Source organism: Streptomyces sp. CNT360, assembly GCF_000424785.1.
Genome location: NZ_AUKO01000012.1, coordinates 206,520 through 225,867, shown reverse-complemented (window position 1 = coordinate 225,867; position 19,348 = coordinate 206,520). Strand labels below are relative to the sequence as shown.

Here is a 19,348-nt window from a genome sequence, read left to right as displayed (position 1 = left end):
GCACCAAAGGCGTGCACTCTCTGCGGGCGCCTGCGCCCCCAGGGCCGTCGGCCCGCGGGCGTCCTACGGGCGCATGCGGAAGTCGTAGCGGTCCGGCAGCGGTTCGTCCGTCAACGCCGCCCACGTCTCGCTCAGTACCTCCTCGCCCTCCCGCAGGTCCTCGACCTCGAAGCCGCCGTCGAACACGGCGCGGGCCCCGGCCGTGTCGCCCTGGGCCAGCAGCACGCGGGCGGCCAGCAGCCGGAACCGGCCCCGCTGCCGCGCCCAAGCCGTAAGCCCCTCCAGCACGGCCGCGGCGTCGTCCGGGCGGCCGGCGGCCAGCAGTGCCTCGACCGCTTCCCGGGCCAGCGCCCCCAGCGCCGCGGCGGCGGCCTCCTGCCCGCCGTCGAGCCGGGCGCGGGCGTCCGAGACCGCGTCGAGGTAGCGTTCGGCGGCGCGGGCGGGGTGGCCGTCCTGCTGGTCGGCGACGGCCAGGCAGCGCAGCGCGGGCCAGCGCGCCCCCGGCCGCTCGGACCGCCCCAGGGACCGCTCCCAACTGCGTACCGCCTGCGAGCGGTCCCCGGCGTGCCACTGGGCGACACCCAGGTGGTAGTCCAGCTCCTGCCGGGTTGCCGGGTCGTCGGCGTGCGCGGCCTCCAGCATCTCCCGCCACCCCGCCGCGACCAGCGTGGGCCCCGGAGGCGCGTCCGCCGGGCCGCACACCAGCGACCCCGTACGCAACAGCTCGACCCAGGGCTGCTGGTCGGCACCGAGCGTCGAGGCCGGGAACGGCGTACCCGGCAGGGTGAATGCTCCGCGCTCCACCTCCAGCGCGCCCCAGCCGGAACCCGCCGCCAGCGGCTCCCCCTCCGGCTCGGCATCGGCGTACGGTCGCCAGGCGTCGTAGGCCGCCTCCACCGTGACGCGGGGCAGCGCGGCCTGAAGCCGTTGCTCCGTGTGGGCACAGGCTGTCGCCCAGTCGGCGCCGTGCACCGCCGCGGGGTCCGCCGCCAGGGGGCCGTACGCCTCCAGCCAGGCGAACTCCCCACCCGCCTCCAGCGGGACGTGTTCGAGCTGGGTGCGGGCGAGACCCGCCTGGATCTCGGCGTACCCGGGTGTGCCCGGCTCGGTCAGCCACTGCTGCCAGCGCCTGCCGCCCGTGCCGGAGCCCCATACGAACAGCTTGCGGCCGCGCAGCAGATCCGTCGAGGTCTGGACGAGGCCCTGCCCCTTCTCGTCGAGCGAGGCGATCCATTTGCGGGCGCCGTCGGGCACCTCGTGGAAGTAGTCGGCGGGGAACCGGCTGTTGAGCGGGTAGCTCAGGTCGGCGCCCTGCCACTCGGGGACGGGGATGCGGCGCAGCCGCCGCTCGTAGGCGAAGTACCAGGTCTCCTCCGCGGGGGCGAGGACGCGGGTCCGCTCGTCCTCGGGCACGGCGATGTTCGACCACCAGTAGACCGGCACGGTGCGGTCGTGCGGATTGCGGATGCGGGCACCGACATACAGGAAGTCGGACTCGTCGGGCAGCCACAGGTCCACCTGGAAGGGGGTGTCCCGCAGCCGCTCCCACTCCCACAGCCGCACCATCGCGCCGTCACCGCCGGGGGCAGGCACGCGCGCCGCGTGCAGCGGCGCGCAGGAGAGCGTCGTGTGCCCGGTCGCACCGATGTTCCACTCGATGCCGCCGGAGAACCAGGCGCCGTTGAGGGCGAAGTCGGCGGGCTGGAAGACGGGGTTGGCGTACAGGAGTTCGCGCCCGGTCGGTTTGTGGAAGAGCGAGGCCACGCGCCCGCCGAGTCCGGGCAGGACGGTGACGCGCAGCCGGTCGTTCTCCAGCACCAGGGCGGCCAGCGGTGCCTTTGTGCGCTGCCGTCCGTAGCCGTCGAGCACCCGCGTCGGCAGGACGGAACGCAGCGGCGCGTACCCCACCTGACGGGCCATCTGCGCGGGCAGAGCCGCGCGTTCGGACTCCTCCAGGGTGTGCGCCTCGTCCAACGGCAGCAGCGCCGGCAGCGGATTCTCCGGGCCGAGCGGCGCGACGGGCAGGGTGCGGGTACTGCGTCGTACGGTCGTGGCCACGGCAACCTCGCTTCTTCACACGTCGTCCACGGGTGCCGCCGCCTGACCGGGACCCCCGATGACCATGGAACACGCTCCGCAGGCCACGCGCCAGATCCTCTGCACGCCTCGCACGGGCCGGTGCGGACCGCCCGGTGCCGCCGGGCCCGGGAGGCCCGCACCGGCGCCTTACGGGGTGCCGTCCTGCCGCAGCGCGCTCGCGGCGGCGTACCCGTCCGGTGCGGACAGGTCGCTCAGATGCCATCCGGGCACCTGGGCGGGCTGCTCCAGGGAGCTGACGTAGGTGATGGCCGGGTCCTCGCCGAGACCGGCGCCGGTGCCCTTCAGGTAGGCCTCCTTCCGCGTCCAGCAGCGGGCGAACGCGGCGGGCAGCGCGGCGGGCGGCACCTCGGACAGTTCGGCGCATTCGCGGGGGTGGAGTGCGGCCATCGTCTGGGTGGCCGACCTCACCGAGGGGTGCTGTTCCACGTCCACACCGATGGGCACAGCGGCGAACGCCAGCAGGACCACGTCACCGGCGTGCGAGAGCGAGAAGTGCACCGGGTCGCCGGGGACCGCGGGCCGGCCGTGGGGGCCGCCGCACACCGGGCAGTCGGCACGGGTGAGCCGTACGGCCGCCGGTTCGAGGTCCAGCAGGTCGGCCAGTTCCCGGCGCAGTCCGACATGGGCGACCAGGTAACGGTCCCGGTCGGCGGGCCGCACGAACTTCCCGGCCCGCTCGTGCTCCTCCGCCGAGAGCGAGGCCTGGGCCGCGGGTGCCCTCGCCTCGGCCGCGCGCTCGGAGACGCGGAGGAGGCGCACGACGGGGAAGCGGGCGGGGTCGCTGGTACCGGCTGCGGCACTCGTCATGCCGCGACCGTACCCGAAGGGGTGAACGCGCGGTCGCCGAGTCCACGTTCCCACACACGAAAGTCCCTACCCCCGCACGCGCCCGGCCCCCAGGCCGGGGCCTCGTCGGCACCCGGTCCCCGACGGCGGCCCCGCCTGCCCAAGACGGTCCACGGTGAGGAGCACGCACGACGACAAGCACGCGGACCGCCCTGACTCTCCTGGCGTCCGCCGCCTCCCGGGACACCCATGGCGAGCGGCAGCGGCCCGGGCGTACCGCTCCCCGACGGCGGAGGCCGCGACTACTTCGGCAACCCGGTGCCCGGCCCGCCGGCCGTCGGCGCCCACCAGGGCGAGCCGCGCCGAGACCGCGCGGACAAGCGCGGCTGACCACCGTACGGTAGGGCCCCACCTGGCCACCACGTGAACGGGACGCCCTTCCGTGACCGACGACCGACCCACCGACACCGAGGTCCGCGACGAGACCGCGGCGTCCTCGCTCCTTCCGCCGACGCTTCCGCTGTTCACCCACATCGGTGCGACGGACAGCGGAAAAGCATGGCTGGCCACGCTGCCCGACCTGGTGGAGCGGATGCGCCGTCGCTGGCAACTGCGCCTGGGTGCGCCTTACCACGGCGGAAGCTGCTCCTGGGTGGCGCCCGCCGAACGGGCCGACGGCAGTCCTGCCGTGCTGAAGCTGACCTGGCCGCATCCGGAAGCCCGCACCGAGGGCACCGCCCTCGCCCTGTGGAACGGCAACGGCGCCGCCCGCGTACTCGAACAGGACGCCGACCGCTACGCCCTCCTGCTGGAACGGGTGGAACCGGGCGCCGAACTCGGCAGCGCCGACCACCTCACGGCGGACGAACGGCTGGTCGCCGCCGCCGACGTGCTGCGCAGGCTCTGGTCGGCCGACGCGGCCGAAGCGGCACGGGCCGGCGTCGAACCGCTGACCCGCATCACCGCCGAGTGGGCCGACCTGGCCGACCGTCAGGCCGCCCGGGAGTGGCCCGCCGCACTCGATCCCGGCCTGTACCGCCTCGCCGCCCGCCTCTTCCGCGACCTCCCCCGCACCGCCCGCCGCACGGTACTGCTGCACGGCGACGCCAACCCCGGCAACCTGCTGTCGGCCCGGCGCGACCCGTGGCTCGCCATCGACGCCAAGCCGATGACCGGCGACCCCGCCTTCGACCCGTGGCCTGTACTGGAGCAGATCGACGACCCGTTCGCCCACCCCGCTCCGCACCGCGTGCTCCGCCACCGCACGGCCCTGCTCGCCGACGCCCTGGGCGAGGACGTCGACCGGATCCGCGCCTGGTCGGTGGCGCGGCACGTCGAGTACGCGCTGTGGTCGGTGGACGAGGACGATGACCTCTCCCACAGCGTCACGCTCCTGCGCCAGGCCGCCGTCCTCGCCCAGGTGGCAGGGGTTGCGTGAGCGCGGAAGGCGGTCACGTCGGGGCAGCCGCTGTCACTCCCCCGTGCCGCCGCCCGCCAACTCGACGACCACATCGAGCTGGCCCACGTGGCGCGCGTACTCCTGGAGCAGGTGGAAGAGGATCCAGGCGAGGCTGGGCGCCTGTTCGAAGGTGGCGAACCTGCCGCCGACCGCGGCCCGCCGCCCCAGCTCGGCACCGGCCGTCACCCTGCGGGAACGCTCACACTGCCGCTCGAACGCCTCGATCACCTCCCGCGTGCCCGTCCCCTCCGGCACACACCACCGGTCCGCACCGGACGACGGGTCCTGGTCGCCCCAGGGCTCGGCCACCTGCTCGGCCATGAAACCCCAGACGAGCCAGCGCTGTTCGACATGCTGGAGGTGGCGTACCAGCTCCAGCGGTGTCCATCCGGAAGGGAGCCGGCTGACGCGCAGCTCCTCCTCGGAGAGCTGGGCGATCTTGCGGAGCAGCGTGCGGCGGTAGTGGTCGAGGTAGCCCTCCAGCAGGGTGTGCGGGTCGGTCAGTTCCGGGGCAGGTTCGCCCTCGGGCAGCGGGGGCACGCTCACGGGCGCAGCTCCAGGCGCGGCACGTCCGAACGGTCGAGGCCGAAGGCGTGGACGTACAGCGCCAGTTCGGCCTCCACCGCACGGATGATGGTGTCGGCTCTGCGGAAGCCGTGTCCCTCCCCTTCGAAGGAGAGGTAGGCGTGCGGGACGCCCTGGTCCTTGACCTGCTGCAGGAAGCGGTCGCACTGGACGGGTGGGCAGATGACGTCGTCCAGGCCCTGGAGCAGCAGGAAGGGGGCCGTGATCCGCTGGGCGCGGTGGAGGGGGGACCGTTCGCGGTATCTGCCGGGTACCTCCGCGAGGGGGCCGACCAGGGACTGAAGGTACTGGGACTCGAAGTCGTGGGTCTCGCCCGTGGCCCAACCGGTCAGGTCGAGGATGGGGTAGGAGATGGTGCCGCAGGCGTACACGCCCTCCGCGAGCGGCGAGGTGAGGGAGGCGGCGCTGGTCCAGCCGCCGGCGCTGCCGCCGCGGATGGCGAGCCGCGCCGGGTCGGCGATGCCCTCGCTCGCCAGTGTGCGGGCGACGGCGGCGCAGTCCTCGACGTCGACGACGCCCCACTGCTGCCGCAGCCGGTTGCGGTACTCGCGTCCGTACCCGGTGGAGCCGCCGTAGTCGACCTCGGCGACGCCGATGCCCCGGGAGGTGAAGTAGGCGATCTCCAGATCCAGGACCAGGGGCGAGCGGCTGGTGGGGCCGCCGTGCACCCAGATCACGTAGGGCGGCAGCTCCCCGGGGGGCGCGGTGCGGTCCGGATGGTGCGGTGGGTAGAGGTGGGCGTGGATGTCCCGGCCACCGGGGCCGTGGAAGGTGCGGATCTGCGGCTCGGGGTAGTAGGCGGGGTCGACGTGGTCCTCGTGCCGGGCGGCCAGCACGACGGTGTGCCCGGTGCGGGTGTCCAGCTCCACGATCTCGTAGGAGGTGCGCGGGCCGGCGGCGATGCCGACGACGCGGGAGTCGACAGCGGTGAGGGAGGCCGCCCATTCGGTCCAGGGTCCGGCCGCGTCCACCAGCGCGCCCGTCTCCGGGTCGAGCACGCCGAGCCGTTGTGACCCCTGCCCGTGCAGCGCGGCGACCAGCTCGCCCGGCAACGGGACGAACCAGCGCTGGCCGATCTTCCAGGCGGCCCCCGCGAACTCCTCCTCGCGGGGGCAGAGCGGCACCCGTGGCACCGTCGGCCCCCTGCCCGGTTCCGCGGCGTCGGCGGCCTCGGCGGCCTCGACGTCGACCCGTTGCAGGTTCCACCAGCCGCTCGCGTCGGTGGCGATGAGCAGTGCGCCGTCCGGGGCGAACTCCGCCTGGGCCACTGCTTCCTCGGGGCCGCCCGCGACCACGCGCGGGGCGCCCAGGGTGCCGTCCTCCGCGACGGGTGCGGTCATCACTCGGGTGCCGTCCCACGGCATGGCCGGGTGGTCCCAGGCGAGCCAGACCACGCGGCGGCCGTCAGGAGCCATGCGCGGCCCGGTGACGAAGCGGTCGCCGTCGCCGGTGAGTTCGCGCACCCGGCCGCGGTCCCGGGCGGCCGACCCGTCCAGCGGTACCGCAGCAAGCAGCCGCCGCACCTCGGTGGGCCCCTCCCCGGTGAACTCCTCCAGCACACACCATGCTTCGCCCCGCTCCGGCAGGACGACGGGGTCGCACCACCGCAGCCCGGCCTCGGTGACCTCCGACAGCGGGGTCAGCGGGCGTGGCTCCGCCTCCGGGGAGTCGGGTTCCAGGAGGTAGAGCCGCTGGTCGGCGAAGTGGGTGAAGACGATCAAGGGCCCGCCTTCGGGGCGCGGCGCACCGGCCCAGGGCAGTCCGCCGTATTCGATGACGCGGTTGCGCACGTTCCAGGGGGCGGGCAGCACACCGGCCGGGGGCTGTCCGTCGGCCGCGCAGCGCATCAGGGCGCGGCGGCCGCCCTCCTCGGGACGCGGCTCGGTCCACCACAGCTCCTCGCCGACGGAGCCGAGGAACTCCGGGCGCCCGTCGTGCGCGGCGACGGTCCGCGCATCGAGGGGTGAAGGCCAACTGCCGTAGGGCGTTTGGACGGTCATGGTGGTCGGCCTCCTTACCGGGCGTCCGTCGTGGCCGGGGTGGCTGAGGCGTTCGAGAGGGACGGTGCGACCCCGGGAGCAGTGCCGGGGGCGGTACCGGCGAGCAGGACGCGGTCGAGGACCCGGACGCCGAAGTGCAGTGCCTCGACCGGAACCCGCTCGTCCACCCCGTGGAAGAGCGCCTGGTAGTCGAAGCCCTCGGGCAGCTTGAGCGGGGTGAAGCCGTAGCCGACGATGCCGAGCCGGGAGAACTGTTTGGCGTCCGTACCACCCGACATGCAGAAGGGGACCGCATGCGCACCCGGGTCGAAGTGCTCCAGCGCCTCGCCCATGGCCGCGAACAGGGAAGAGTGCACCGGCGCCTGCAGCGGGACCTCCCGGTGCTGGAACTCCCAGCGCACGTCGGGCCCGGTGAGCTCGTCGAGCGTGCTGCGGAACTCTTCCTCGGCGCCGGGCAGCATGCGCCCGTCCACGCGTGCGGTGGCCGTCCCCGGGATCACGTTGACCTTGTAACCGGCCTCCAGCACGGTGGGGTTGGCGCTGTTGCGCACCGTGGGTTCGATGAGCGCGGCGGCCGGGCCCAGCCGGTCGAGCAGCGCGTCCACCTCGTCGTCCGTCGCGTCGGGGCCCGGCGGGCGCAGCCCGTGGAGCTCCGCGAGGCGGGCGAGCGCCGCCCGGACGGTGGGCGTGAGGCGGACGGGCCACTCGTGCTCACCGATGCGGTGGATCGCGGTGGCCAGCTTGCTGACGGCGTTGGAGCGGTTGACCTTGGAACCGTGCCCGGCCTTGCCGTGCGCGGTCAGCTTGAGCCACGCCGTCCCCCGCTCCCCCGCCGCCACCGGGTACAGCCGCAGGCCGTTTCCCGCGTGGAAGGTGAAGGCGCCGGACTCGCTGATGCCTTCGGTGCAGCCCTCGAACAGCTCCGGATGCTGTGCGACAAGGAAGTCGGAGCCGAACTCCGCGCTGTCCTCCTCGTCGGCGGTGAAGGCCAGCACGATGTCCCGGGTGGGCCGCACGCCCGCCCTGGCCCAGCCCCGGGCCAGTGAGAGGGCCATCGCGTCGGCGTTCTTCATGTCGATGGCGCCGCGGCCCCACACCACCCCGTCCTTCACCTCGCCGGAGAAGGGATGGACCGTCCAGTCGGCCGGCTCGGCCGGGACGACGTCGAGGTGACCGTGGAGCAGCAGCGCGCCCGCCGAGGGGTCGGTGCCCTCGATGCGTGCGACGACGTTGGTGCGTCCGGCCTTCTTCTCCAGGATCCGCGGTTCGATCCCTACGTCGGCCAGGCCGGCGGCGACGTACTCGGCAGCCTGGCGTTCGGTGCCTTCGCCGCCGCCGCGGTTGGTGGTGTCGATCCGGATCAGCTCGGAGGTGGCCGTCACCACTTCCTCGAAGACCCGCGCGTCCAGATGACCGCCGCTTTCGGGGCGGCGCCCGGCGGTGCCGTCCGCCTCGGGGCGTGCCTGCTCAGCCATACTGTTCCTCCACTGCCGAGGAGACGACGGTCGTGACGGCCTTGAAGCACCTGATCGCTTCGTAGGCGCTGGGCGAGGTGTAGGAGATGCGGCGCTCGCCCGAGGGGGCCACGCCGGGCACGACGGTGGCGGCGCCCACGAGGTGCTCCGCGTCGAACTCGATCTCGATCGTGTGCGGTTCCGGCTCGGGCGGGGTGCTCCGGACAGCCAGCGGGGCGGCACGCCGGGCCGCCTCCCGGATCTCGGCAGCCGTGCGGGCGGGCGGCCGGCACACGGCGGCGTACCGCGAGACGTAGTCCTTGACGGCGACGCTGTGGGCGTCCGGCGCGTAGCCCTTCGCGTCCTCGACGGTGCGGTCGTCGCCGGTCACCAGCACGACGGGCACTCCGTACTCGGCCGTCACCAGCGCGTTGAGGTACCCCTCGCTCGCCCTGACGCCGTCGGCCCATACGCCGGTGAGGGAGTTGGCCAGGAAGGTGTGGGCGAGCACGCCCTCGGTGCCGGCCCCGGTGTGGTAGCCGATGAAGGCGACGCCGTCGACGTCGCCGTGCTGGACGCCCTCGACCATGGAGAGGGACTTGTGCCTGCCGGTGAGCATCTCGGCGCGCTCGTCGAGCTGTTCCAGCAGGAGGTTGCGCATCGTCCAGTGCGCCTCGTTGACGAGCACCTCGTCAGCGCCCGCCTCGTAGAAGCCACGGACGGCCGCGTCCACGTCGGAGGTGAACATCGCCCGGCAGCGCTCCCACTGCGGGGTGCCCGGCAGTACGTCCGCAGGCCAGGTGACTCCCGTGGCGCCCTCCATGTCGGCGCTGATGAGGATCTTCATGTCCGGAACGTTACGCGGTCGCTCCCGGCCGGGACACCCCTGTGGATAACTCCACTGGTCCAGTCCACCCGATTCCACCCGGCCGGGCGAGGAGCCTGCCGCTGCACGCGGCTGACCTGCGGCTTCCACGGTGCCGACAGCGCAGGAGCCGGGCAGGAACAACGTCCCTGCCCGGCCCCCGAGCGGGTTCCCGCTCCGCGAGAGGATCGGCCGCCGGGGCGCGGACATCGCGCACCGGCCCCGCACGCACGGCCCCGAAGCGGTCAGTCCTCGTGACCCAGTTGGACGTCCCGCTCCGTACGGCCTCCGGCCGCGATCTGCAGGACGGTGGCGACCGGCGGATAGCCGGCGGCGACCACCGTGTACTCGCCCGAGGCCAGGTCGACGAAGCGGAAGATGCCGTCGGCCCCGGTCGTGGCGGTGTCGACGACGTTGCCTGCGGCGTCCAGCAGGGTGACCCGGGCGTCCTCGACCGGCCGGCCGCCGCTGGCACGTACGGTGCCGCGCAGCACCGCGCCGCCCGCCAGTTCGATGTCCTGCCGCGTCTCGCGGGAGGCCTGCACGGAGACGGGCAGCGCCGCGGGACGGTAGACGGGTGCGCTGGCGGCCAGCGTGTACTCGCCCGCCACGAGTTCGGTGATGACGTAGCTGCCCTCACGTCCGCTGCGGGTGGTGGCGACGACTTCGCCGCGCACGTTCGTCAGCGTCACCGTGGCGTCCTTGACGGGGTTGCCGTCGGCCGTCAGCACGCTGCCCGCCAGCCGACCCGCGCCGCCGAGCACCACGTCCAGATCCACGGGGCGTTCGCCGACGGTGACGCTGACGGCCCGCGGCTGGTGCCCGCCCGCGGCGGCGATCAGTACGTAGGAGCCCTCCCCCGGGGTGCTCAGGGCGTACCGCCCGTCGTCGCCCGTGGCGCCGCGGCCGATCTGGCGGCCTCCGGTGTCGACGAGGGTGAGGGCGGCCCGTGGCACGGCGCTCCCGTCGTGGTGCCGCACCGTGCCGCAGACGGGGACACCGGCCGCGTACGGGGCGGGGGACGCTTGGGTGTGCGTGTGCTGGGAGGGCTGCGCGGCGGCGTACGGAGCCGCGCCGTCGGCCTCGGCCGCCGTGGCTGTGCCGGTCTCGCCTGGGCGGGCCTGCGGCACGGACGTGTGCTGGGACACCAGTGGTTTCTCCTTGAGGAAGAGGGACAGTGCCAGCCCGAGGACGAGCACCGGGACGAGGTAGAGGAAGATCCGCGGCATGGCGTCCGCGTACGCCTGGATGTAGCCGTCTCGCAGGGACGGCGGCAGGGCGCGGACGATCTGCGGGGTGATGGAGTCGGGTTCGGGCAGCTCGCCCCCACCGCCGGGCAGCTCGCGGGCGAGGGCGTCCGCGAGGCGGTGGGCCAGCAGGGTGCCGAAGAGGGCGGCACCGACGCTGCCACCGATCTGCCGGAAGTAGTTGTTGGCGCTGGTGGCCACCCCGATGTCGGACGGCGGCACGGAGTTCTGCACGGCGAGCACCAGTACGGGCAGGACGAAGCCGATGCCGAGCCCCAGGATGGCCGACCAGATGCCGAACACCTCCCGCGAGGTGTCCTCGTCCAGCTTGGAGAGCAGCCACATGCCCTCGGCGGAGAGGGCGCAGCCGATGACGGGGAAGATCTTGTAGTGCCCGGTGCGGGTGATGAGCTGGCCCGAGAGGGTGGAGGAGACGACGACACCGCACATCAGTGGCAGCATCAGCAGGCCGGACGAGGTGGCGCTGGCGCCCTCGACCATCTGCAGGAAGCTCGGCAGGTAGCTGGCGGCGCCGAAGAGCGCGATGCCGATGGCGGCGCCGACGAGCCCGGTGACGTTGAAGACGGAGTCCTTGAACAGCCGCAGCGGCAGCACCGGTTCGGGTGCGTAGTGTTCGACGACGAGGAAGAGGACGCCGGTGACCACCGATCCGGCGGCCAGGCCGAGGATGACCTGGTCGCCCCACTCGTAGGTCGTACCGCCCCAACTGGTCAGCAGCACCAGGCAGGTGGAGAAGGCCGCCATCAGCACGGCGCCCAGCACGTCGAGTCGGGGCCGGACACGGGGCCGCGGCAGTTTGAGCGCGAAGGCGGTCACCGCGAGGGTCAGCAGGCCCACCGGGACGTTGAACCAGAAGCACCAGCGCCAGGAGAGGTCGTCGGTGAACCAGCCGCCCAGCAGCGGTCCCGCGACCGAGGCGAGACCGAACGCGGCGCCGATCACTCCCATGTAGCGGCCGCGTTCGCGGGGCGGTACGACGTCCGCGATGATCGCCTGCACGCCGATCATGAGGCCGCCGGCGCCGGTGCCCTGGACGGCGCGGTAGACGATCAGCTCCTCCATCGACCCGGCCCATCCGGCGAGGGCGGAGCCGACCGTGAAGACACCGATGGCGAAGAGGAAGACGCCCTTGCGGCCGAAGAGGTCGCCGAGCTTGCCGTAGATGGGCAGCCCGATGGTGGCTGCCAGAAGGTAGGCGGTGACCGCCCAGGACATCTGGCGCAGGCCGTCGAGTTCGCCGACGATCTTGGGGAGCGCCGTGGCGACGATGGTCTGTTCGAGCGCAGCCAGCAGGAGCGAGAGCATCAGCGCGCCGAACACCAGCCTGAGGCGGCTCGGGCTGAGGGAGGCCCCCGGCCCCGCGCCCTCGTCCGCAGCCGGCGCAGGCGGCGCTTCCTGGTAGGCGGCCGCACCGCCGCCGACGGTTGCCGGGGGTTCGACGCCCGGCAGGTCGTCGAAGAGGGCGCCGTGCGCGGCCTCGTCGTGGTGGCCCGCGGAAGTGGACCGGGCGGCGGTTGCGTGACCGACCGGCGTGGACAGGACGGCGGTTGTGTGAACGTCCACGGCTGTGCGGCGGTCGGCGGACGCGGGGTGAGCCCCGGCCTCGTGGTAGGCGACAGCGGCGGCGCCGCCCGCGGTCGCATCGCCGGGCACCGCCGCCGCGGCGGACCTGGCGGCCTGAGCGTCTGGTGCCGGGTGTGCCGCCTGCCCTGCACGTGCTTCCTGTGCTGCCCGCGCGGCTTGTGCCGCCTGCGCGACCTGCGCGTCGGGATGGCCCGCGACGGCGGGCCCGCTCCCCTGCGGCTTCAGCTCAGGTGCCCGTACGGGCACGGCGGCCACGGGCACCTCGCGGTGGCCGGGCACCTCTACGGTGAACTCGACTGCGGCCGGGCCGAGATGGGCGTGCACCGGCGCCCGCGTGCCCCCTCCCGGCGCGGATCGTCCGTCGTCCCTGCCCTGCAGGATGGTCCCGCCGGTCCCGCCCATCACACTCCCCTTGCCGCTGCTTTCGGGGGAGTATTTCTCGCATTGCACGACAAGAGCGTTCAACCACGCTTCGGGTGCGCGGCGTGTGACAGTTGGGACTCAAGTCGGTTGCCCCAGGCGCCTTTCGAGCCGCCGAACAGGGGTTTTGTCCGACGGCCCGGCACCGCCCGCGAGTCGAGTCACCCGCGCGGGAACCACCCGATCCGGTGAGCCACCCACACGGGTTCCCCGGGCGGCACCGGGGCGGCGGCGGTCACTCCAGCTTGGCGGCGAGACGCGCCAGCAGGTCGTCGTGGATCCGCGCCAGCCCCTTGGGGGCGAACGTCTTCTCGAAGAAGCCGCCGATACCGCCGACACCGTTCCAGACCGTGGTGACCGTCACGCGGGCGGTCTGCTCCTGCCGGCCCGGGGTCACCCGCCAGGTGGTGACCATGGAGGAGTTGCGGTCCTTCTCGACCAGCTCGCCGTCCGCCGGCTCGCTGACCTCCAGCAGGCAGTCACGGACGCGCTTGGACGTGGCCTGGAGCTTCCAGTGCACGACCGTGCCCTCGCCGTCGCCGCCCTCGCGTACCTCGTACTCGCTGTACTGCTCGGGCAGCACCTCGGGCCGGGTCCCGTTGTAGTCGGCGAGCGCATCGAACACCTTCTCGGGCTCGGCCGCGATCTCGCGCTGCGTGGCCGCTTCGACCTGCGCCATGGCTCCTCCTGTGCTGGTCACCCCGCCTGCGAGCGGGGCTTTACGGACGTCGGGGCCAGCCAATCACCCCGGCCCCGGGCGCCCAAATCCAGCTTGACACGATCCATGGGAACAGTTGTTCTATTGTTGGAGACCGAGAGAGCGACAGTGCCGCCAGAGGGACGCGACACCACACCAAGGAGGCCGCACATGCGCTGGGACGAACTGAGGGACACCGACGAACACGGCCGGACCGCCGCGCCTGCCCTCTTCGGCACCTCCGCCGTCACCCGGACGTTCGATACTCCGGAGTTCCGGGGCATCACGTTCCACGAGGTGCGAGCCCGCTCCCTGGTGAACAAGGTGCCCGGCGCCTCACGGATGCCGTTCGAATGGACGGTGAACCCCTACCGCGGCTGCTCGCACGCCTGCGTCTACTGCTTCGCCCGCAAGACCCACAGCTATCTCGACCTGGACACCGGCACCGGGTTCGACACCCAGATCGTCGTCAAGGTCAACGCTCCCGAGCTCCTGCGCAAGGAGCTGAGCAGCCCCCGCTGGCGCGGCCAGCACATCGCGATGGGCACGAACGTGGACTGCTACCAAAGAGCTGAAGGGCGGTACCGGCTGATGCCCGGCATCCTCACGGCCCTGCGTGACCACGCCAACCCCTTCTCCATCCTCACCAAGGGCACGCTCATCCTGCGCGACCTGGATCTGCTGCGCTCCGCCGCAGCCGTCACGGATGTCGGCATCTCGGTGTCCGTCGGCTTCACGGACGAGGACCTGTGGCGTTCCGTCGAGCCGGGCACTCCCGCCCCGCAGCGACGGCTGGACGTCATACGGCGGCTGACCGAGCACGGCATCCCGTGCGGGGTGCTGATGGCTCCGGTGCTCCCGTTCCTGGGGGACACGCCCGCCCAGTTGCGCACGACCGTACGGGCCCTCGCGGCGGCCGGCGCCACCTCCGTCACACCGCTCGCCCTGCATCTGCGCCCCGGCGCCCGCGAGTGGTACTTCCGCTGGCTGCACCAGCACCACCCGCACCTGGTGCGGCACTACGAGGCGCTGTACGCGAACGGCGCCTACGCCCCCAAGTGGTACCAGCGGCGCATCACCCGGCAGGTCCACGAGCTGGCCGCCGAGTACGGAGTGGGGCCCTCGACCTCCGGGGCGGCGCGGCGGATCGAGCCGGCGGCGCCGGCGGGCGGGCCGGACCAGGACGAACACCCTGGCGCACACGGCAGCGCGCACGAGGACGCGCGCTGCACGCAGCTCACGTTGCTCTGAGAGCATGCGTCCATGTCAGCACTCGAACAGATCGTCACCCCGGAGGGCCTCGCCCCCGGCAACGGCTACAGCCACGTCGTCCACGGAGAGGGCCGAATCGTCGCGGTCTCCGGCCAGGTGGCGCTCGACGCGGACGGGAAGGTCGTCGGCGAGGGGGACCCGGCGGCGCAGGCCGAGCAGGTGTTCGCCAACATGGCGCGCTGCCTGGACGAGGCCGGCGCCACGTTCGCGGACGTCGCGAAGTTCACCTTCTTCGTGACGGACCTGGCGGTGATGCCCGCCCTGCGGGCCGCACGTGACCGGTATCTGGCGCCGCAGCGCCTTCCCGCGTGCAGCGCCGTCCAGGTCGCCGGGCTGATCCGGCCCGAACTGCTGATCGAGGTCGAGGCGCTCGCCGTGCTGCCCCGCACCGCGCAGGCGCCCTCGCTCCGCCCGTCGTAGGGCACCGCCCGCCCCACCGTCCCCGTCCGGCACACGAGCGGGCGGGCCGGGCCGCGGCCCCGGGCGGGGCCGGCTCCGGCGCAGTGACCGGAGCCGTCGCCCCCGCCGGTCCCGTCACCGGTGGCGCGGCACACCGGCAGTCAGCTCGCCCCGTCCCCGCGAGGCGGGACCACGTCCTCGCGGGGCGGGGCGTCGTCGTTGCCCCGCCTGATGGTGCGCACCGGCCGCCCCGGGCGCCAGGTACGGAAGACGATGTCGGGCATCTCGATCGTGACCCGCACCACCTCCTCCACCTCGACGCGGAAGAGGTGGAAGACCTCGGGCACCGTGCCTTCGGGGGCGCCCGCGGCCCAGCGTGCGACCTCGGCCGGATCCGTCACCTCCACGGCCCGCCCGGAGACCCGTGCGTCTCCCCCGTCCATCTCGGATCCCGTGCCCGGGTTGGCGTGCATCGCGAACCGGTTGTCGCGCCGCAGATCCAGGGCCTTGCGGGAGTTCGGCATCATCCCCAGCCACATCTCCCCCTCCCGGAAGTCGACCTCCAGCCCCGTCAGCCGAGGTGAGCCGTCCTGGCGCAGGGTGGCCAGGACATGGTGGGTGTAGGCGCGGAACCTCTCCTCGACGGTCGCGGCGAACTGCGGCTGAGCCCGGTGGAACGCGGCCCAGTTCGCCGGGCGCCCGGTGGCGTGTGCGTGTGTCGTCATGCGGCCAGCCTGCCGCGGTAACCCGACATCCTCTGTCGGGTATGGCGGGATGTCGCCACCGCCACCGGGTCAGCTCGGGATACGGGCGAGCGCGGCCTTGGCGGAGGGGGACAGCCGGTGGTGCTCGGCGGCAGCGTCCAGCACGGGAACGGCGCGTTTGTCGCCGAGCGCGCCCAGTCCGACCACGCAGGCCTCCGCGATCGGCCAGTAGTGCAAGGGCCCGATGAGCAGCCGCTGGAGGACGTTGATGAGGGTGGGGACCGACTCGGGTGCCCGCAGCGCGGTCAGCAGGCGTACCGGGTAGAGCGCGTAGGCGGTGCGCAGCTCGTTGGTGGCGAGGGCCGCGGCGGCCTTGGCGGTGCGGGGGTCGCGTAACCGCTCCAGGGCCTGCGCGGCACTGGCGCAGCGGACCGGGTCGCGGTAGTTGAGCATGAAGACCAGGGTCTCGAAGGCCCGTTTGTCCCCGGCGTTGCCCAGCGCGAAGGCGGCGAGCTCGCGGGCCCACAGCGGCCGTTCGGTCTCCACCAGCACGGCGGCGAGCTGGTCGCGCGCCTCCGTGCCGCGCTGCCTGGCGAGTGTGACCAGGCGTGCGTACTCGACGGGCTCGGCCTCGGGCCGCACACGGTCGATCAGCGCTCGGAACGCGTCACCCACTTCGTCCCCCTCACGTGCTGAGTTCCCCCATGCTGAGTTCCCCTTGCCGAGTTCCACAGCGTGGAAGTGCTTCTACCCCTGGTTTTCTGATTACCCACGAGTTACGGTGCTCATCAGAGCGGTACCCCCGCTCAGGCGGTCTGGTGACGCAACCGCCGAGAGTGACGTCGGTTCGACAGCGGACCCTGCACGTCTCCCGCACGCGTACGGCCCGCACGGAAGCCTCGCGCCCCGGCCCCGGGACAGGGCCGCGCAACGGGGCGTGACCGGTAACTCCCCTGCCCCTCGCGTGTGTACGCCCGCGCGCCCGGTAGTGCACGAAACCCTCACCCTCATCAGCCGTGCCCCCTCGGGGGCCTGTGTCACACCCTCTGGAGTCCCCTGATGGACCGTCCTCCCCTGCGCACGATCGCCGTGGTCGGCCTCGGCACGACGGGTACCGGCATCGCCGACATTCTCACCCGGTCCGGGCGGGAGGTCATCGGCATCGACACGAACGAAGCAGCCGCGCGGCAGGCCGTTTCCGCACTGGAGTCCTCCACGGCGCACTCGGTCGAGCGCGGCAGGATGACCGACGACGAACGCCGGGAAAGGTGCGCGCGGTTGCGTACCTTCACCGGCATCGAGGCGGCGGCCGGAGCCGACCTGGTCATCGAGGTGGTGCCCGAGGACTACGACACCAAGTGCCAGGTGTTCGCCGCGCCGGACACGCTCGTGCGGCCCGGGACCCATCCCGGCCACCGGCACCGACGCGCTGTCCGTCACGCGGCCGGCAGCCGACTCCGACCGCCCCGAACGGGTCCTGGGGCTGCACTTCGGCAACCCGGCGCCTGCCATGAAGCTCGTGGAGATCGTCTCCTCCGTGCTGACCTCGCCCCGGGCCGTGGCCGCCGTCACCGCGCTCGCCGAGGAGTTGGGCAAAGACCCCAGCACGGTAGGTGACCGACCCGGGTTCGTCGCGGACGGCCTGCTGTTCGGCTACCTGAACCGCGCAGCGGCGATGTACGAGTCGCGCTACGCCACCCGCGAGGGCATCGACTCCGCCATGAAGCTGGGGTGCGGTCTGCCGATGGGCCCGCTGGCGCTCCTCGATCTGATCGGTCCCGACACGGCGCGCACGGTGCTGGAGGCGCTGTACGCGCAGTCGAACAACCGGCTGCACGCGCCCGCACCCGTCCTGCGCCAGTTGGCCGACGCCGGGCTGACCGGCCGCAAGGCGGGCCGTGGCTTCTACACCTACGCGGCGCCCGGCAGCGCCGAGACCGTTACCGACGGCCTCACCCCGGACCCTGCGGCGCCGCGCACCGCGGGCCGCCCCGTCGCCTCGGTCGGCGTCGTGGGGTCGGGAACGATGGCGGGCGGTATCGCCGAGGTGTTCGCCAAGGCGGGGTTCCCGGTCGTGCTGGCGGCCCGCAGCGAGCAGAAGGCGAAGGCGGCCGCGGAGCGGGTCGGCTCCTCCTTGGACCGCTCGGTCACCAAGGGGCGGCTGACGACGGCCGAGCGGGACGCCGGCCGGCTCCCTGGGCGCGCTGGCCGGGGCCGACCTGGTGGTCGAGGCGGTGGCGGAAAACCTCGCCGTCAAACAGGGGCTGTTCGCCCGGCTCGACGCGGTGTGCAGGCCGGGCGCCGTCCTGGCGACCACCACGTCCTCGCTGCCGGTGGTGGCCTTGGCGCGGGCGACCTCGCGGCCGGCCGACATCGTCGGGATGCACTCCTTCAACCCGGCACCGGCCATGAAGCTGGTCGAGGTCGCCACGACGGTGCTGACGGACGAGCAGGTGCACGCCACCGTCCGTGAGGTCTGCGCCGCGGTCCGCAAGCACCCCGTGGACTGCGTTGACCGGGCGGGTTTCCTCGTCAACGCACTGCTGTTCCCGTACCTGAACAGCGCGGTGAAGATGGTGGAGGAGCACTGCGCCTCGCTGGACGACATCGACACGGCGATGCGGCTGGGCGGCGGCTACCCGATGGGCCCCTTCGAGCTGCTGGACGTGGTCGGGCTCGATGTCTCACTGGCCATCGAACGGGTGCTGCACGAGGAGTTCCGCGACCCGGGGCCGGCTCCGGCACCGCTGCTGGTGCACCTGGTCTCCGCGGGGTGCCTGGGCCGCAGGACGGGGCGCGGTTTCCGCGAGCACGCACGCCGGTGACCGGCCGCAGAACCGGGTGGGGCGGGCTGCTGGAGCCGGCAGCCGGTGGCCCGTCCCCCGCCCCTGTCACGGCATGTAACGTTCACCACATGCCAGAGCCCGAGAAGAACTCCCGTCCGACCAGCACCCGTGCGAACGGCGCCGCATCCCAGCGCCTCAAAGTGCGCCGGGAGTTGGCCGCGGCGGCCATGGAGCTCTTCGCCACGAAGGGTTACGAGGCGACGACCGTGGATGAGATCGCCGCCACGGCAGGTGTCGCCCGGCGTACCTTCTTCCGGCACTTCCGCTCCAAGGAAGAGGCGATCTTCCCCGACCACGACGACACCCTGGTGCGCGCCCAGGCGGTGCTGGAGGCGGCACCGGCACACGAGCACCCGCTGGACACGGTGTGCCGGGGCATCAAGGAAGTCATGAAGATGTACGCCGCCTCTCCCAAGGGCAGCGTGGAGCGGTACAAGCTCACCCGCGAGGTGCCCGCACTGCGGGAACGGGAGATCGCCTCGGTCGCCCGGTACGAACGTCTGTTCACTCGCTATCTGCTGGGCCACTTCGACGAGGACGCGCACCGTGACGGGGTGAGCGGCTACGACGAGCCGCTGCTGGCCGAGGTCGCCGCCTCGGCCGTGGTGACCGCGCACAACCACGTGCTGCGGCGGTGGCTGCGCTCGGGCGGCACGGGCGATGTGATGTCGCAGCTCGACCACGCCTTCGCCATCGTGCGGCGCACGTTCGGTACCGGCTTCGGCGGGCACCGTCCGGGCACCGAGCGGCCCGCTGCGGCGGTGGAGCGCAGGGACGAGGTGCTGGTGACCGTCGCCCGCACCGACGCCCCGCTGGTCGAGATCATGTCCACCATCGAACGGGCGCTCGGCACCACCTGACCTCACCGCGCGGACGAGGGAGTCGGGTGAATTGCGACCGCGTCCGGCG

At 73.0% G+C, this 19,348-nt stretch carries 15 protein-coding genes and 1 pseudogene; 6 read left to right on the top strand and 10 right to left on the bottom strand.

The genetic code is table 11. The features are described 5' to 3' along the window. Window positions 1-63 precede the first annotated feature (63 nt). The gene (locus H297_RS0114025) at window positions 64-2,058 is read right to left on the bottom strand and encodes a DUF5107 domain-containing protein (RefSeq protein WP_027737578.1); all 1,995 of its coding nucleotides are present in this window, start codon (window positions 2,056-2,058) and stop codon (window positions 64-66) included. 168 nt (window positions 2,059-2,226) lie between these two features. Then, window positions 2,227-2,907, bottom strand: coding sequence for a 4'-phosphopantetheinyl transferase superfamily protein (locus H297_RS0114020; protein WP_027737577.1), 681 nt, complete (start codon window positions 2,905-2,907; stop codon window positions 2,227-2,229). 228 nt (window positions 2,908-3,135) lie between these two features. Between H297_RS0114020 and H297_RS43220 the strand changes: the two genes are divergently transcribed. Further along, window positions 3,136-3,276 (top strand): hypothetical protein, encoded by a 141-nt coding sequence (locus H297_RS43220; RefSeq protein ID WP_158693675.1) that lies wholly within the window; start codon window positions 3,136-3,138, stop codon window positions 3,274-3,276. Between the two features lie 52 nt (window positions 3,277-3,328). Further along, on the top strand, window positions 3,329-4,324 hold the full coding sequence (locus H297_RS0114010; protein WP_051351813.1) for an aminoglycoside phosphotransferase family protein: 996 nt from the start codon (window positions 3,329-3,331) through the stop codon (window positions 4,322-4,324). A 33-nt stretch (window positions 4,325-4,357) separates the two neighbouring features. Here the strand turns inward: H297_RS0114010 and H297_RS0114005 are convergent, their stop codons facing one another. The 6 genes from H297_RS0114005 to H297_RS0113980 form a co-directional block, all read right to left on the bottom strand. After that, window positions 4,358-4,891 (bottom strand): DinB family protein, encoded by a 534-nt coding sequence (locus H297_RS0114005; protein WP_027737575.1) that lies wholly within the window; start codon window positions 4,889-4,891, stop codon window positions 4,358-4,360. Beyond that, entirely contained in the window at window positions 4,888-6,930 is a 2,043-nt protein-coding gene (locus H297_RS0114000) for a prolyl oligopeptidase family serine peptidase (RefSeq protein ID WP_027737574.1), read from the bottom strand. Before H297_RS0114000 ends, H297_RS0114005 begins: the two co-directional genes overlap by 4 nt. A 14-nt stretch (window positions 6,931-6,944) precedes the next feature. Further along, window positions 6,945-8,405 carry a M20/M25/M40 family metallo-hydrolase gene (locus H297_RS0113995; RefSeq protein WP_027737573.1) on the bottom strand — a complete coding sequence of 487 codons (1,461 nt, stop codon included), beginning with the start codon at window positions 8,403-8,405 and terminating at the stop codon, window positions 6,945-6,947. Next, window positions 8,398-9,231 (bottom strand): M55 family metallopeptidase, encoded by an 834-nt coding sequence (locus H297_RS0113990; RefSeq protein ID WP_027737572.1) that lies wholly within the window; start codon window positions 9,229-9,231, stop codon window positions 8,398-8,400. Before H297_RS0113990 ends, H297_RS0113995 begins: the two co-directional genes overlap by 8 nt. A 263-nt stretch (window positions 9,232-9,494) precedes the next feature. Next, entirely contained in the window at window positions 9,495-12,551 is a 3,057-nt protein-coding gene (locus H297_RS0113985; protein ID WP_486589508.1) for an MFS transporter, read from the bottom strand. A 205-nt stretch (window positions 12,552-12,756) separates the two neighbouring features. Then, window positions 12,757-13,200: an SRPBCC family protein gene (locus tag H297_RS0113980; RefSeq protein WP_027737570.1), complete on the bottom strand. Its 444-nt coding sequence runs from the start codon at window positions 13,198-13,200 to the stop codon at window positions 12,757-12,759. A 189-nt stretch (window positions 13,201-13,389) separates the two neighbouring features. Here H297_RS0113980 and H297_RS0113975 point away from each other — a divergent pair, with 189 nt between their 5' ends. Next, window positions 13,390-14,469, top strand: a complete 1,080-nt coding sequence (locus H297_RS0113975; RefSeq protein ID WP_027737569.1) for an Rv2578c family radical SAM protein — start codon at window positions 13,390-13,392, stop codon at window positions 14,467-14,469. Between the two features lie 12 nt (window positions 14,470-14,481). Continuing rightward, complete coding sequence (locus H297_RS0113970; RefSeq protein ID WP_027737568.1) at window positions 14,482-14,910, top strand: RidA family protein; 429 nt, start codon at window positions 14,482-14,484, stop codon at window positions 14,908-14,910. Between the two features lie 140 nt (window positions 14,911-15,050). Here H297_RS0113970 and H297_RS0113965 read toward each other — a convergent pair whose 3' ends face one another. Both H297_RS0113965 and H297_RS0113960 read right to left on the bottom strand, forming a co-directional pair. Continuing rightward, window positions 15,051-15,614, bottom strand: coding sequence for a pyridoxamine 5'-phosphate oxidase family protein (locus H297_RS0113965; RefSeq protein ID WP_027737567.1), 564 nt, complete (start codon window positions 15,612-15,614; stop codon window positions 15,051-15,053). Between the two features lie 69 nt (window positions 15,615-15,683). Next, window positions 15,684-16,268, bottom strand: coding sequence for a PBS lyase (locus H297_RS0113960; protein ID WP_027737566.1), 585 nt, complete (start codon window positions 16,266-16,268; stop codon window positions 15,684-15,686). A 384-nt stretch (window positions 16,269-16,652) separates the two neighbouring features. Between H297_RS0113960 and H297_RS36255 the strand changes: the two are divergent. Further along, window positions 16,653-18,418 (top strand): annotated as a pseudogene (locus H297_RS36255) (3-hydroxyacyl-CoA dehydrogenase family protein). Window positions 18,419-18,507: 89 nt separating this feature from the next. Next, window positions 18,508-19,299 (top strand): TetR family transcriptional regulator, encoded by a 792-nt coding sequence (locus H297_RS0113950; RefSeq protein ID WP_027737565.1) that lies wholly within the window; start codon window positions 18,508-18,510, stop codon window positions 19,297-19,299. Window positions 19,300-19,348 lie beyond the last annotated feature (49 nt).

Bases quoted from the DNA above. Each gene is read 5' to 3' on its own strand.
- H297_RS0114020 (WP_027737577.1), bottom strand. From the start codon at position 2,907: ATGACGAGTGCCGCAGCCGGTACCAGCGACCCCGCCCGCTTCCCCGTC.
- H297_RS43220 (WP_158693675.1), top strand. From the start codon at position 3,136: ATGGCGAGCGGCAGCGGCCCGGGCGTACCGCTCCCCGACGGCGGAGGC.
- H297_RS0114000 (WP_027737574.1), bottom strand. From the start codon at position 6,930: ATGACCGTCCAAACGCCCTACGGCAGTTGGCCTTCACCCCTCGATGCG.
- H297_RS0113995 (WP_027737573.1), bottom strand. From the start codon at position 8,405: ATGGCTGAGCAGGCACGCCCCGAGGCGGACGGCACCGCCGGGCGCCGC.
- H297_RS0113990 (WP_027737572.1), bottom strand. From the start codon at position 9,231: ATGAAGATCCTCATCAGCGCCGACATGGAGGGCGCCACGGGAGTCACC.
- H297_RS0113980 (WP_027737570.1), bottom strand. From the start codon at position 13,200: ATGGCGCAGGTCGAAGCGGCCACGCAGCGCGAGATCGCGGCCGAGCCC.
- H297_RS0113975 (WP_027737569.1), top strand. From the start codon at position 13,390: ATGCGCTGGGACGAACTGAGGGACACCGACGAACACGGCCGGACCGCC.
- H297_RS0113970 (WP_027737568.1), top strand. From the start codon at position 14,482: ATGTCAGCACTCGAACAGATCGTCACCCCGGAGGGCCTCGCCCCCGGC.
- H297_RS0113965 (WP_027737567.1), bottom strand. From the start codon at position 15,614: ATGACGACACACGCACACGCCACCGGGCGCCCGGCGAACTGGGCCGCG.
- H297_RS0113950 (WP_027737565.1), top strand. From the start codon at position 18,508: ATGCCAGAGCCCGAGAAGAACTCCCGTCCGACCAGCACCCGTGCGAAC.